11 protein-coding genes are annotated in these 14632 nt (G+C 68.7%); 9 read left to right on the plus strand and 2 right to left on the minus strand.

What is annotated here, in order from left to right; genetic code table 11:
• Window positions 1–337 precede the first annotated feature (337 nt).
• A complete protein-coding gene (locus QM782_RS11835) occupies window positions 338–952 on the plus strand; it encodes a TetR/AcrR family transcriptional regulator (protein WP_415203109.1) in 615 nt (204 codons plus the stop codon).
• 95 nt (window positions 953–1047) lie between these two features.
• Here QM782_RS11835 and QM782_RS11840 read toward each other — a convergent pair whose 3' ends face one another.
• Both QM782_RS11840 and QM782_RS11845 read right to left on the minus strand, forming a co-directional pair.
• On the minus strand, window positions 1048–4509 hold the full coding sequence (locus QM782_RS11840) for an indolepyruvate ferredoxin oxidoreductase family protein (protein WP_415203110.1): 3462 nt from the start codon (window positions 4507–4509) through the stop codon (window positions 1048–1050).
• A gap of 64 nt (window positions 4510–4573) precedes the next feature.
• Complete coding sequence (locus tag QM782_RS11845; protein WP_415203111.1) at window positions 4574–5368, minus strand: SDR family NAD(P)-dependent oxidoreductase; 795 nt, start codon at window positions 5366–5368, stop codon at window positions 4574–4576.
• A 301-nt stretch (window positions 5369–5669) separates the two neighbouring features.
• Here QM782_RS11845 and QM782_RS11850 point away from each other — a divergent pair, with 301 nt between their 5' ends.
• The 8 genes from QM782_RS11850 (at window position 5670) to QM782_RS11885 (ending at window position 14404) form a co-directional block, all read left to right on the plus strand.
• On the plus strand, window positions 5670–6641 hold the full coding sequence (locus QM782_RS11850; RefSeq protein WP_415203112.1) for a thiamine pyrophosphate-dependent dehydrogenase E1 component subunit alpha: 972 nt from the start codon (window positions 5670–5672) through the stop codon (window positions 6639–6641).
• Window positions 6638–7627, plus strand: coding sequence for an alpha-ketoacid dehydrogenase subunit beta (locus QM782_RS11855; protein ID WP_415203113.1), 990 nt, complete (start codon window positions 6638–6640; stop codon window positions 7625–7627). Before QM782_RS11850 ends, QM782_RS11855 begins: the two co-directional genes overlap by 4 nt.
• A 17-nt stretch (window positions 7628–7644) precedes the next feature.
• Window positions 7645–8436, plus strand: a complete 792-nt coding sequence (locus tag QM782_RS11860; protein WP_415203114.1) for an enoyl-CoA hydratase/isomerase family protein — start codon at window positions 7645–7647, stop codon at window positions 8434–8436.
• Between the two features lie 3 nt (window positions 8437–8439).
• Window positions 8440–9699 carry a dihydrolipoamide acetyltransferase family protein gene (locus QM782_RS11865; RefSeq protein ID WP_415203115.1) on the plus strand — a complete coding sequence of 420 codons (1260 nt, stop codon included), beginning with the start codon at window positions 8440–8442 and terminating at the stop codon, window positions 9697–9699.
• The gene (gene lpdA / locus QM782_RS11870) at window positions 9699–11099 is read left to right on the plus strand and encodes a dihydrolipoyl dehydrogenase (protein ID WP_415203116.1); all 1401 of its coding nucleotides are present in this window, start codon (window positions 9699–9701) and stop codon (window positions 11097–11099) included. The genes QM782_RS11865 and lpdA overlap by 1 nt, the downstream gene beginning before the upstream one ends.
• 49 nt (window positions 11100–11148) lie before the next feature.
• Complete coding sequence (locus QM782_RS11875) at window positions 11149–12321, plus strand: acyl-CoA dehydrogenase family protein (RefSeq protein ID WP_415203117.1); 1173 nt, start codon at window positions 11149–11151, stop codon at window positions 12319–12321.
• Window positions 12322–12605: 284 nt separating this feature from the next.
• Window positions 12606–13361 carry a hypothetical protein gene (locus tag QM782_RS11880; protein WP_415203118.1) on the plus strand — a complete coding sequence of 252 codons (756 nt, stop codon included), beginning with the start codon at window positions 12606–12608 and terminating at the stop codon, window positions 13359–13361.
• 155 nt (window positions 13362–13516) lie between these two features.
• Window positions 13517–14404 (plus strand): transporter substrate-binding domain-containing protein, encoded by an 888-nt coding sequence (locus tag QM782_RS11885; protein ID WP_415203119.1) that lies wholly within the window; start codon window positions 13517–13519, stop codon window positions 14402–14404.
• Window positions 14405–14632 lie beyond the last annotated feature (228 nt).

Below are 14632 nucleotides of genomic sequence, written 5' to 3' on the forward strand. Positions count from 1 at the left end.
GCGGGGCAACGGGGCGCGTGCGCGGAAGCCGTGCTGGATGGCGAAGGAAAGGCGGCTGCGGCAGCGGCCCGGTGCCCGCGCATGCCGGCGTGCAGCGTGCGCTTGTGCGCCGCGCAGGCCTGTCCCGATCCGTTACCGCTTGTTGTAGAGCGATTCTGCCGAGCGTTCCCGGCAGGCGGTGAATGGGTTATGATGAACCGGCAGTCATGGAAAACAGCAGCGCTTGGGACGATTTTGTTTTCCAAACGTTGTGCATCGTTGGCACCTCTAAATGACACAGAAAAAATTGGATTGGCGAGACGCTGATTCACGCTCGGAGCGTGGTCGTCTTATTCGCATGGCCTTGCTGAAGGCGGCGGCCGAGATCGTCGGGGAAGTCGGATACCAAAATGCGTCCATTTCGCTGATCACGCAGAGGGCCGGTGTTGCGCAAGGCACTTTCTACAATCACTTCTCGAGCCGGCAGGATATTTTCGATCAGCTGCTTCCCGCCCTTGGGGAAGAGTTGCTGGAATACGTCAGGGAGTGCGCCAAGAATGAATCGACCGCCGAGGGCAAGGAGCGGGAAAGCTTTGCGGCTTTTTTTTCTTTCCAGGAAAAACATCCATATTTCTTCAGGATTCTGAATGAAGCGGAGAGTTTCGCACCCAAAGCGTTCGAGGCTCATTTGCAACTGGTTTCCAACGGCTACGTCAGTTTTCTGAAGCATGCCAAGGAGCATGGGGAATTGCCGGCCTTCGAGATGGAGGAGCTCGAAGTCGTGGCGTTTGTCCTCATGGCGGCCCGAAGCTATCTTGCATGGCGGTATGTCTACGGGACCGGCCAAAAGAAGAAGATCCCGCCGTGGGTGGTGGACGCATACATGAAACTCGTTCGCCAGGGCATCTTTGCCGGTTCCTGCGTCGGCACGCAGGAGGCCGGGACGCGCAGGATCTCAAACGCAGAGCGCTGATGTAGAGGGCGAATGGGGGATTCCGAGACGGAGCCCCCTGTTCGCCGCAGCCTTCCGGGCGTAGGGGCGATCCCTGCGCTTGCGTAGGCGGCCGGCTACAGCGATGCGACCTCTTTTCTCGGGGGCGCTTCTTGCTCCGTGGTGGATTTCAGCAGCGCGTCGTTCCATCGCAAATCAACGTCTTTGAACGCCTTGTCCTTCACGTGGCCATAGCCCTTGATGCTTTGAGGGATCTTCGCCATGCGCACGGCTTGTTCGAACGATGCCTCGTCGCGGACTTCCATCATGATGGCTTCCACCGTCGCCTCGTAGCGGCCGATGAGGGCGCGTTCCATCTTGCGTTCGGCGGTGTGGCCGAAGGGATCGAAGGCTGTGCCTCGAAGGAATTTGAGCCGGGCGAGGACGCGGAATACAGGCAGCATCCAGCCTCCGAATTCGATCTTCCTCGGTTCTCCGGAAATGGGGTCGACCTTGGCAATGCCCGGAGGGGCGAGATTGAATTTGAGGGTGAAGTCGCCTTCGAACTCGCGGTTGATTCTTTCCAGGAAGGCCGGATCGCTGTGCAGCCGGGCCACTTCGTACTCGTCCTTGTATGCCAGCAGTTTGAAGTACGAGCGCGCGACCTCCAGGCTCAAGCGCGTGCTTGCGGAAAAGTTCCGTGCTTCCCATTCGCTGATGCGGCGTACCAGCCGTTCATACTTCTGGGCGTAGGCTTGATTTTGGTATTGCGTCAGGAACTTCCTGTGCACTTCGATCAGATCGTCCAGTGAATTGGCCTGGTGGGGTGGGACTCCCCGGACCTTCTTGATGGCGCTTTCCACCGCTTCGCCGTCCTGCGCCGCCAGCCGTCCCCAGGTGAACGCGTCCTGGTTCATCTTCACCGCGACGCCGTTGAGCGCGATCGCGCGCTGGATCGATTCGGCATGGAGCGGCAGCAAGCCCAGCTGGTAGGCGAATCCGATCAGAAAGAAGTTGGTGGCCACCGAGTCGCCGCAGAGGGTCGTGGCGATGTGGGTCGCGTTGATGAAGTCGACGTAGCCGTTCCCGACGGCTTTCGTGATCTGCATGCGCAGCGCATCGATCGGGAAGACGAGGTCGGGCTTGCGGGTGAATTCCCCGGGCATGATCCGATGGCTGTTCACCACCAGCCGGGTCTTGCCGCGCAGCGTCGTGGCGAGCGTCTTCGCCTGGGAGGCGACGACCATGTCGTAGCCGACGATGAGGTCCGCGCCCCCCGGCGGAACCCGGATGGCGTTGATGTGCTGGTCCGACGCCGCGATGCGCAGGTGGGTCCAGACGGCGCCCCCCTTTTGCGCCAGCCCGGCCATGTCCAGGCCGCCGGTGGCCTTGCCTTCGAGATGGGCCGCCATGCTCAGGACCGCGGAGACGGTCGTGACGCCGGTGCCGCCGACACCGGTGAGGATGATGGCGTACGAGCCGGAGGACAGCGCCGGCAAGGTCGGCTCGCGAAGGTGTTCGGCCAGCGCATCCGCTCCGGTGCCGGTCTGCTTGCGCCGGCTACCGCCGTAGACGGTCACGAAACTCGGGCAGAAGCCCTTGTTGCAGGAGTAGTCCTTGTTGCAGGCGTCCTGGTCGATGGCGCGCTTGCGCCCGAGATCCGTTTCCACGGGCACGACGGCGACGCAGTTCGATTTCTTGCCGCAATCGCCGCACCCTTCGCAGACGGTCTCGTTGATCACGAACCGCTTGGCCGGGTCGGGATACTCGCCGCGCTTTCTCCGCCGGCGTTTCTCGGCGGCGCAGGTCTGGTCGTAGATCAGGGCCGTCACGCCCGGAATCGCCCGCAGTTCCGTCTGGATGCGCTGGAGCTCGTCGCGGTGGTACGCCCGGATGCCGCCGGGCAGGGCATCGCCCTTCGTGTATTTCCCTGGATCGTCGGTGACGACGACGATGTCCTTGACGCCCTCCGCCTGCACTTGCGCGGCGATCAACGGCACCGAGAGCGGCCCGTCGTGGCGTTGCCCGCCGGTCATGGCCACGGCATCGTTGAACAATATCTTGTAGGTGATGTTGGCCTTGGCGGCCACGGCGGCCCGGATCGCGAGAATCCCGGAATGGAAGTACGTGCCGTCTCCGAGATTCTGGAACATGTGGGTTCGCTTGGAGAACGGCTGCTCCCCGACCCAGGCGAGCCCTTCGGCGCCCATGTGCGTGAAGCCGAGGGTGTTCCTGTCCATGTACTGCGACATCCAGGCGCAGCCGATGCCGGCGTAGCCCTTGCTCCCTTCGGGTAGCACGGTCGACGAATTGTGCGGACAGCCCGCGCAGAAGTAGAACGAACGTGCCATCGCCTCTTTGAGAGGCTCGCGGGTCAGGATGCGGTCGAGCGATGCGAGCCGGTCGGCCAGCGCGGGCGCGTGGATGGGAAGGCGCCTGCCCAGCGCGACGGCGATCTGGACCGGATCCAGCGCCATCTCGACCGGAAAGAGGACCTGCTTGTGTTCATCGCGCTTGCCGATGATCCGCGGCGGGCTGCCCGTGTCGTACAGGATGTCCTTGATCTGCGCTTCGACGAGGCTTCTTTTCTCCTCGACGACGATGAGGAGATCGAGCCCGCTCGCGAAGTCCCGGACGATCTCCGGCTCGACGGGCCAGGTGCACGCCAGCTTGAGCAGGCGGACACCCGCGTCGGCGATGTTCTCCTCGGGAAACCCGAGGATCTCGAAGGCCTGCAGGACGTCCAGGTACGACTTGCCGTGCGTCACGATGCCGATCCGGGCGCCCGGGTTCTCGGCGATCACGCGATCCAGCCGATTGGCGCGGACGAAGGCATGGACGGCGCGCAGCTTGTGGCGCTGCATGCGCACTTCCTGCGCATGCGGCGTGTCGGGCAGCCGGATGTTCAGGCCATCCGCCGGAAGGTCCGCCATGGCCGGCTCGACGATCGCCAGGGCGGATTCGTCGAAGTGGAACGACGCGGTGGCATCGGCGGTTTCCTTGACGCACTTCAGCCCGACCCAGCAGCCCGTGAAGCGCGACATGGCCCAGCCGAAGAGGCCGTACTCGAGGATTTCCCGGACGCCGCACGGGTCCAGCACCGGGATGTGCGCATCCATCAATGCGAACTCGGACTGGTGGCAGGTGGAGGAGGACTCGCAGGTGTGGTCGTCGCCCATGACCAGCAGGACGCCGCCGTGCCGTGACGAGCCGGCCAGATTGGCGTGGCGGAAGGCATCGCCGGAGCGGTCGACGCCCGGCCCCTTGCCGTACCACAGCCCGAACACGCCGTCGTAGAGCCCTTCGCCTGCGACCTCGGCCTGTTGCGAGCCCCAGACCGCCGTGGCGGCGAGATCCTCATTCACGCCGGGCACGAACTTGACGCGCGCGGCATCGAGCAGCGCCTTGGCCTTGCCCAGCTCGGCGTCGTACATGCCCAGCGGGGAGCCCCGATAGCCGGAGATGTAGCCCGCGGTGTTCAGCCCCCTGGCCTGGTCCAGCCGATGCTGCGTCAGGGGCAGGCGTACCAGGGCCTGGACGCCGGTCATGATCAGTCGGCCGGTTGCCAGCGCGTACTTCTCGTTCAGCTTGTCGTTCATGCTCGAGTCTTGTGGTCTCGTCGAGGGGCAGGCCCTGGCGTCCAGGGCCACGCATCGTGCGCGGTCAGCGGGCCGTCCAGCCGCCGTCCACGACGACTTCGGAGCCCGTCATGAACGAGGAGGCCGGCGAGGCGAGAAAGACGATGGCCGCGGCGATCTCGGCCGGTTGCGCGATGCGGCCGATCGGGTGCCTGGCCGCGAGAATCGCGGGAACGTCTTCCGGCTTCACCCCGGAATTGATGACGCGCTGGGCCACCATGTCGCCCATGTCCGTCGCGACCACGCCGGGGTGGACCGAATTGCAGCGGATGTGGTAGCCGAGCTCCGCCACCTCCAGGGCCGTCGACTTGGTGAAGAGCCGCACTCCGCCCTTCGTCATGCTGTAGATGGACGAAAACGGCGAGCCGACCAGACCGACGGTCGACGACAAGTTGATGATGGAGGCCGAGGGGCCGGCCTTCGGCGTGCCGCGCATCGCCCGGATGGCGTGCTTCGTGCCCAGGAAGACGCCGCCGAGATTGATCTGCATCAGCCGGGTGACGGTCTCCATGGACGTCTGCTCGATGGGCGATGAGGTAAAGACGCCTGCGTTGTTGACCAGGATGGTGGGCTGGCCCAGCCGGGTGCCGACGGCCTGGAACATCGCCTCCCAGTCGGACTCGATGCTCACGTCGAGCTTGAAGTAGGTGGCGGCGAGGCCCTCGCCCCGCAGCGCCTCCTCGGCTGTGCGGCCCCCTTCGGGCTGGATGTCGGCCAGCACCACCTGCGCGCCGGCCCGCCCCAGCTGCCGGGCCGTCTCCAGGCCGATGCCACGGGCGGCGCCCGTCACGATTGCGATACGTCCATCCAGTGCACTCATTTGCGTCGCTCCTCATCTCATGGATCGCCATAAAGAATGATGACTCACCGTTCATTTTCTCGCCGGATGATCGGATTTCTCCCCCGGGTTAACCCTGGGTATGCAGATGCAGGGCGGGCCCTGGCGCCAAGGGGAGAGGGCGCATTGGACCTCGACAACGCCTAGGGTTTTCCAGGGGCTTGAGACGGGAAGAGGGTGCTTACACTCTAAAAATGAATCACGATTCATCATTCGTAAGTTGCCACGACCAGTTCGCAGCATCTGCCTGGTCGAGGTTCCTCTGCTGGGAGTGAGCCATCCAATGTCTGCGCAAGAAGAAGCGACGGAGTCGCTGCCGTTGTTCCGGGGAATGGTGCTGGTCCGCCGGGTCGAACTGGCGCTGAGCCGTCTGTTCGCGGACGGCGAGGTCCCGGGGTTCATCCATCTGAGCCTGGGGCAGGAGGCCGTGGCGGTCGGTGTCGGCAGCGTGCTCGAAGCGGGTGACACGCTGACGACGACGCACCGAGGCCATGGGCACGTCCTGGCGCGGGGTCTCGACCTGGCCGGCTTTTTCCAGGAGATCATGGGCAAGGCCGGCGGGCTTTGCCAGGGGCGGGGCGGGTCCATGCACGTCGCCGACCTGCGGCTCGGCGTGCTCGGCGCCAACGGCATCGTGGGCGCGGGCATTCCGATCGCGCTGGGCAGCGCGCTGGCGCACCAGGTGCGCAAGACCGGAGGCATCGCCGTGGCCTACTTCGGTGACGGGGCCATGGCGGAGGGCGTGCTCCACGAGACGCTGAACATGGCCTCGCTGTGGAAGCTGCCGCTGCTGTTGGTCTGCGAGAACAACGGCTGGAGCGAGTTCTCGCCGACGGAGCGCCAGTTCGCGCCGAAGCTGGAGGACCTGGCTGGCGCATTCCGCCTGGGCTTCGCGCGCGTCGACGGCAATGACGTGACGGCGGTGGTCGAGGCCGCCCGCCAGGCCCGTGGCCGGGCGCGGAGCGAGGGTGCGCAGGTCCTGGAATGCACGACGTGCCGCGTGCGGGGCCACTTCGAAGGCGACCCCCAGAAGTACCGCGACCCCTCGGATCTGGCGCGGGTGGCGGATGTCGATCCCATCGAGCGCCTGCGCGCCCGCCTGGTCCGGCACGGCGTGCCTGCCGCAGAACTCGAGGCCGAGGAAGCCGCGGTGCAGGAGCGTGTGGACGCGGCCATCGGCATCGCGCGCGGCGCACCGTTGCCGACCTTTCCGGAAGCGCTGGCCGATGTCTACACCCCGGGAGAAGTTCGATGAGCGCGCGCCAGCCATCCACACAGGAAATGCGGTACGTCCAGGCCGTCGCGCGGGCGCTGCATGACGCGGCGGCGCAGGACGAGCGTGTCGTCTTCCTGGGCGAGGACATCGCGGAGGCCGAGGGCTCGTTCAAGGCCACGCGGGGACTGCTCAAGGCGTTCGGGCCGGAGCGCGTACGCGATACCCCGATCTCCGAAGCCTCCATCGCGTCCGCGGCGGTCGGCGCCGCCTTGACGGGCCTGAGGCCGGTGGTCGAGATCATGTTCATGGACTTCATCACGCTCGCCATGGATGCGCTGGTGAACCAGGCGGCGAAGGCCAGGTTCATGTTCGGCGGGCAAGGGAGCGTGCCCATGGTGCTGCGGACGCCCCATGGCGGCGGCCTGAGCGCGGGGCCGCAGCACTCGCAGTGCCTCGAAGCGTGGCTCGCCCACGTTCCCGGGCTGAAGGTGGTGTGTCCCTCCAATCCGCAGGACGCCTATTCCCTGCTGCGCGCCGCGATCGCGGACCCCGACCCGGTGATCGTGGTCGAGCACAAGGGGCTCTATGCGCAGAAAGGGACGGTCGAGCCCCGCGTCGGCCGGATCGGCGAGGCGCGCGTGGTGCGGCCGGGGCGCGACCTGACGTTCGTGACCTACGGCGCGACGGTCGCGACCTGCCTCCAGGCCGCCGAGGCGCTGGCGAACGAAGGCGTGCAGGCGGAGGTGATCGACCTGCGCTCCATCCAGCCCTGGGACGAGGGCACCGTGCTGGCCTCGCTCGCCCGGACGCACCGCGCCGTCGTCGTGCACGAGGCCGTGACGGCCTTCGGCGTCGGCGCGGAAATTGCCGCCACCCTCTCCGACAAGGGCTTCGACGAGCTGGACGCGCCCGTGCTGCGGGTCGGCGCCCCCTTCATGCCGGCCCCGTTCGCCAGCTCCCTGGAACAGGGCTACGGCGTGGACGTCGCCAAGGTGGTGGCCGCTGCCCGCAAGGTTCTCAACTGAAACGCTTGGAGGTATTCATGACCGAGTTCAACGCACGGGTGGTCAGCGAGCGCCGCGGCGCCATCGGCGTGCTGACCATCAACCGGCCGAAGACGCTCAACGCACTGGACATCGAGACCCTGCTGGCGCTCGAGTCCGCGCTGACGGATTTCGAACGGGACGAGGGCGTGCGCGTCGTCGTGGTCACCGGCGCCGGCGACCGGGCATTCGTGGCGGGCGGCGACATCGCCGACCTGGACAGCCGGCAGGGCCTGGACCACTACCAGGAGTTCGCGGAAGTGATCCACCGGGTGTTCCGGCGCTTCGAGCTCTGCGACAAGCCGACCATCGGCGCGATCAACGGCTGGGCCCTCGGCGGCGGCACGGAACTGCTGCTGACGCTGGACATCCGCCTGGTGGCGCAGGAGGCGAAGCTGGGGCTGCCCGAGATCACCCTGGGCCTGTTTCCGGGTGCGGGCGGCTCGCAGCGCCTGATCCGCCAGATCCCGCTGTGCCAGGCCAAGGAGCTGATGTTCTGCGGCGAGCAGATCGGCGCGGAGAAAGCCGTATCGCTCGGCCTGTGCAACCGGGCGGTCCCGCGCGCGTCGCTGCTGGAAGAGGCCATGGCCATGGCCGGGAAGATCGCCGAGAAATCCCCGCTGACGCTGAAGCTGCTCAAGCGGGCGCTGCGCGATGGCCTGGAGATGCCGCTGCCTTCGGCCCTGGCCCACGAGCAGGCCGTGATCGGCCTGGTGCTCGACAGCCGCGATGCACACGAGGGCTGCCGCGCCTTCCTGGAAAAGCGTCCCGCCACCTTCACCGGGCGCTGAGACATGCGGCGGGATCTGCTGTTGCCCAAGCTCGGGCTCACGATGACCGAGGGCACGCTCGTCGAGTGGCTGGTCAAGCCGGGCCAGGCGTTCAAGATCGACCAGAGCCTGTTCGTGATCGAGTCGGAGAAGGCCGCGGTCGAGGTTCCTGCGGAGGCCGATGGAACGCTGCTCGACATCGCCGCCGAGGTGGGTGCCACCTTGACGGTCGGCACCGTGATCGGCCAATGGGACGATGGCCTGGCCCCGTCGCCGGCGGCCGGCGATGCCGTCACGTCCACGTCCGAGTCCGCTGCCGCCGCGCCGGCGCCCGCCGGCCTCGCCGCGCCGCCCATCGCGGCGCCGGCGGCGGAGGCGCGCACGGCGGCATCCGCCGGCCCGGCCCCTGCGAGCCCGTCCGGGCGGCTGCTGTCGACGCCGCTGGCCCGGCGCCTCGCGCGGGAGCGCGGCATCGATCTTGCCGCGGTGGCCGGCAGCGGGCCCCGGGGCCGCATACGGGCGAGGGACATTCCGGGGACGCCCGGCGCCGCAGCCATGCCCGTGGGGGCGGGCCCTGCCGGGCAGGGCGGTCGCCCGCAGGGGGCGCTGCGTCCGGCGACCTCGATCGAGGGGGCGATCGCGCGCCGCCTCGTCGAGGCCAAGCAGGAGATTCCGCATTTCTATCTCGCGGTCGAGGCCGAGGTCTCGGCGCTGCAGAAGCTGCGCGCCGAGCTGAATGCCGCGCAATCCGATGTCCGGTTCACGGTCAATCACTTCATCGTCGCCGCCGTCGGCCGGGCCCTGGCGGAGCTTGCCGAGCTGAACAGCGTCTGGACGGCCGACGGCATCCTGACACTGGCGGATGCCGACGTCGGCATGGCCGTCGATACCGCGCGGGGCGTCATGGTGCCCGTGCTCCGCGCACCGGGGCGCCGCCCCCTCGCCGCGGTCGCCCGCGACGCGGTGGAGGCCGCGGCACGGGCGCAAGCCGGGCGCTTGAGCGCCGAGGACATGCGCGGGGGCGCCATCACCGTCTCCAACGCGGGCATGCACGACGTCACGTACATGGCGTCCATCATCAACCCCGGGCAGGCCATGATCCTGGGCGTCGGCAGCATACGCGGCGTCTTCAGGCCGGACCCGGAGGGCCGGCCCGCGGTCCGCCACGAGATGGGCATGGTCCTTTCGGCGGACCACCGCGTCCTCGACGGGGTTCGCGCCCTGAAATTCCTCAAGCGCGTCGTCCGGGCGCTCGAGCACCCCCTCGAACTGCTGGTGAGCTGATGGCGACGACGACGGAATTCGACACGCTGGTGATCGGCGGCGGGCCGGGCGGATACACCGCCGCCTTGCGCTCGGCGCAACTGCAGCGGCGCACGGCGCTGGTCGAGCGGGAGAGCCTGGGCGGCATCTGCCTGAACTGGGGGTGCATTCCCACCAAATCGCTGCTGCATACCGCGCACGTGCTGCGGCAGTTCCGCCATGCCGGCGCGCTGGGCATATCGGCCGAGGTGGCCGGCGTGGACTTCGGCCGGGTCGTGGCGCGGTCCAGGGAGGTCGCGCAGCGCCTGAACAGGGGGGTCGCGCATCTTCTGCGGAAGGCGGGCGTCACCGTCCTGCAGGGCGAGGCCGCGTTTTCTTCCGCGGGGGCCGTGGAGGTGCGCCTGGCCGGGGGCGATGCGCAGCGCATCCAGGCGCGCCACGTCGTCATCGCCACGGGTGCGCGCGCGCGGCCCTTGTCCGGCCTGCCTTTCGGCCACGCGCGGGTGTGGAGCTACCGGGAGGCGCTCGCCGCACCCGCGCTGCCCAGGACGCTCGTGGTCGTCGGCGCCGGCGCGATCGGCATGGAGTTCGCCAGCTTCTATGCGACGCTGGGCACCCGGGTCACGCTGGTCGAGGCGCAGCCCAGGCTGCTGCCGTCCAGCGATGCCGACGTCTCGCGGTTCGTCGAGCAGTCGTTCCAGCGGGACGGGGTGGCGGTGCGGCTGAACGCCACCGTCTCGAAGGCCACGCTGGACGATGGCGGTGTGCGGTTGGAGATCGCCTCGCCTGCGGGGCGCGAGACGCTGGAGGCCGAGCGTGTGCTCGTGGCCATCGGCCTGGCCGCGAACACCGAGGCGCTGCACCTGGAGCACACGGGGGTGCGGGTGGACCGCGGCTTCGTCGTGGCCGACGCTGCAGGCGCCACGGCGGATCCGGCGGTGCATGCCATCGGCGATGTCACGGGGGCGCCCATGCTGGCCCATCGGGCCATCCACCAGGGCATGGCCTGCGCCGAACGCATCGCCGGGCAGCCGGTGGATGCGCATGCGCATCCTCTCATTCCGAGCTGCGTGTACAGCCATCCGCAGAGTGCCGGCGTGGGGCTGACCGAGGAGCAGGCCCGCGCGCAGCGCCCGAAGGTCCGGGTGGGGCGGTTCCCGTTGGAGGCCAACGGCAAGGCCATCGCGATCGGCGAGCCGTCGGGGTTCGTGAAGACCATCTTCGACGGAGAGACCGGGGAGCTGCTGGGCGCGCACATCGTGGGGCCGGACGCCCCGGAGCTCATCCACGGCTTCACGCTGGCCGCCAGCATGGAGGCGACCGAGGACCAGTTGATCCAAACGGTCTTTCCCCATCCCACGATCTCCGAAGCCATGCACGAATCCGTGCTGGCGGCGTTCGGTCGGCCGATTCACATCTAGCGGGATCGTCCCTGCGGGATCTCTTGCGTCAATTTTTCATGGAGACGGTATGGACTTCCAACTGGACAGCGAACAGAAGATGATCGTCGAATCCGCCCGGCAGGTCGGGCGGCGATTCGGTGCCGAGTATTGGCGCAGGCTCGATGCCGCCAAGACGTTCCCCCGGGAGTACTGGCAGGCGGTGTGCGACGCCGGGCTGTGCGGGGTCGCGCTTCCCGGCGAGCACGGTGGCAGCGGCCTGGGGATGATGGAAATGGCGCTCATCGTCGAGAGCCTGGCCGCGACCGGCGGCGGCTCCACCGTCGGGCAGCTGTTCATGATCAACCCGATCTTCGGCGGGGTGTCGCTGTCGCGCTTCGGCAGCGAGGCGATGCGCAGGGAGCTGCTGCCCCAGATCATCGCGGGGAAGATCAACTGCTGCATGGCCCTCACGGAGCCCGACGCGGGCACCAACACCCTGGAGATGAAGACGTTCGCGGCGGCGGATGGCTCCGGCTGGCGCCTCAATGGCCAGAAGATCTGGATCACCGGCGTGGCGTCGGCGGACAAGATGCTCGTCGTGGCGCGCACCTCGAAGCTCTCCGAGGCCACGTCGAGGACCGACGGCCTGTCGATGTTCATGATCGACGTGAAGCGCGCCGGCCTGACCCACGCCCCCATCGACAAGCTGGGGACCTGCACGCTGGATTCGAGCAGCGTTTTCTTCGACAACGTCCGGGTCGAGGCGCACGAACTGGTCGGGACGCTGCACAAGGGCTGGCGTGAACTCCTGGACGTGCTCAACACGGAGCGCATCGTCACGACCGCCGGCCTGGTGGGCACCGGCGACCTGGCGATCCGCCTGGCGGTCGACTATGCCAAGGACCGCAAGGTCTTCGGCAGCCGCCCCATCGGCGCCTACCAGGGCATCCAGTTCCCGCTGGCGCAGTGCCATGTCGAGGTGGAAGCCGCGCGCCTGCTCAACTACAAGGCCGCGACCAATTTCGACAGGGGCTTGCCCTACGGCAGCGAGTCCAATGCGGCGAAGCTGCTCGCGGCGCAGGCGACTGCCCGGGCGACGGAGCGCGCCATGCAGACCATGGGCGGCATGGGCTACGCCAAGGAGTTCGACGTCGAGCGGCTGTGGCGGGATTGCCGGCTGTTCAAGTTCGCCCCGGTGTCGGAGGAGATGATCCTGAACTACGTCGCCAACCACGATCTCGGCATGCCGCGCTCCTACTGAGGTCGTGGGCGTGGCGGTGCATCGCCATCGCCAGAGCAGGATGGCCCCGGGGCCGGCGAGGCGCCGGCGTACGCGACGGCGCGTTGTGTCCGGTCCGGCCGGGCTGAAGCGCGGCGTGCCCTCGGGGGCGGCGTCTGTGGCCGCCCGGTCGTCGTCTTCCGCCGATGCCGAAGCCGGCTGACGGTGCGGGCGCCGGGCGTCGTGTGCGCTGCCTGCAGCGACGGCGGCAAGAGCCGTGCGCCGCCCTGGGCGAGAATCCGCCGCGTTTCCCGCCTTCGCCGACGATGCCGATCCGCCGCCTCCTGCCCTGTCTCGCGCTGGCCCTTGCCGCCACCGCGCCGCGCGCCCAGCAGCCGCCGTTCCACCTGGTCCAGCGCATCGACGAGATGCTGGTCGGCGTGGACGCGATCGCGCTGGACGTGGTGGACCGCGACCACGTGGCCGGCACCTATTTCCTGGTCAACGCGCACCGGCCGGCGCCGCTGGTGGGCTATGCCAACTACGTGGTGGACTGCCGCGAGCCGCGGCGCATCGCGATCCTGTCCTCGGTCATGCCCTCGGGCCGGCTGGAGCCGGAGCAGCCCTTCGCGCAGCCGCCGCGGCGCAGCGGCGCGATCGACCCGGCCGGCCTGGCCTTCGGCGCGGTCCACGTGATGGACGGCACCGCCTTCGTGGCCGCGTTCACCTGCCGGGCCAGCAGCGCGCCGGGCCGCGCCGCGCAGATCGCGGCCGAACTGGCCGCGCACGGCGGCCCGGCCGACGGCGCCAGCCTGTACTGCACGATGCAGCCGGACTCGGGCCGGCCGCCGCGCCGCGTGGAGGTGCGCTGGAGCGTCGCCGAGCAGGCCGTGGCGGTGAACGGCCAGTGGCTCAGCTCGGGCTTCCTGGCCGGCGACGAGGTCGTGTTCGGCACCGGCGCGCAGTGGCGCGTGGACCGGCGCAAGCGCACCGCGCGGCTGGTGCGCGACGACGGGCGGCAGCTGTTCAAGGGCGATTGCGACACGCGGCCCGATGCCGCCGCGGCGGCCCCGGCGCGGTGAGGCGCGGACGGATTTCCGTGTGCGCCGGGCCGGCGGGGGCGGAAATCCGTCCGTGCGCCGGCCTGCGCACCGTGCCGCCGCATGGGGGCGGGCGGGCCGACGCCCTGGCACGGCGCGTGCAATCCCGGCCCCGTTTCCGCGCGCCACGCCTGCCCATGCTGCGTCTTTCGACCGTCCTCGTCCCGCTGCTGCTGTGTGCCGGCCTGGCCGCCGCGCAGCCCGTCGACACGCTCAAGCGCATCGCCGACACCGGCACCATCAACCTGGGCCACCGGGAATCCTCGGTGCCGTTCTCCTACTACGACGAGCGGCGCCAGGTGGTCGGCTACTCGCACGAGCTGATGCTGCAGGTGCTCGACGCGATCAAGCGCGAGCTGAAGCTGCCGGCGCTGACGATCCGGCTGGTGCCGGTCACGCCGCAGAACCGCATGGCGCTGGTGCAGAACGGCGCGGTGGACATCGAATGCGCCTCGACCACGCACAACCGCGAGCGCGCGCGCCAGGTCGCGTTCTCGGTGTCGATCTTCCGCATCGGCACGCGGCTGATGACGGCGCGCGACTCGGGCATCCGCGACTTCCCGGACCTGGCCGGCCGCCGCGTGGTGGTCACCGCCGCGACCACCTCGGAGCGGCTGCTGCGCCTGTTCAACGAGAGCATCGGCCACAAGTTCACGATCGTCGTGGCCCGCGACCACGGCGAGTCCTTCGCGCTGCTGGAGGCCGGCCGGGTGGACGCGTTCATGATGGACGACGCGCTGCTGTACGGCGAGCGCGCCAAGTCGGCGCATCCCTGGCGCTGGGTGGTGGTCGGCTCGCCGATGTCGTCGGAGGTGTACGGCTGCATGATGCGCAGCGGCGACCGCGAGCTCAAGCGCATCGTCGACGCCGCGTTGGCCGGGCTGATGCGCTCGGGCGAGGCCATGCGCCTGTACGGCAAATGGTTCCAGCAGCCGATTCCCCCGCGCGGGCTGAACCTGGACTGGCCGCCTTCGCCGGACCTGATCGAGCTGTTCCGCCACCCGAACGACGACCCCGTGGATTGAACCCGGATTCGGCCGTCGACCGCCCGCAGCCCTTGGGAACGCCGCATGGACACCGAGCTTCGTGTCTTCGATGACCTCCACCGGCCGGGTGGCCGCGCGATGGACCCGTCGGCACCGCGCTCGCCGCGCCACGCGGCGTCGCTCCCTCGTGCGCACGGCGGTGCGCGTCGTCGTCGCGCCTCGCCTGGCACGCCGATCACGGCACCGTCGGGCGCATCCGACGGCCGA

This window comes from Pseudorhodoferax sp. (assembly GCF_047601025.1).
Taxonomy (GTDB): domain Bacteria; phylum Pseudomonadota; class Gammaproteobacteria; order Burkholderiales; family Burkholderiaceae_C; genus Pseudorhodoferax.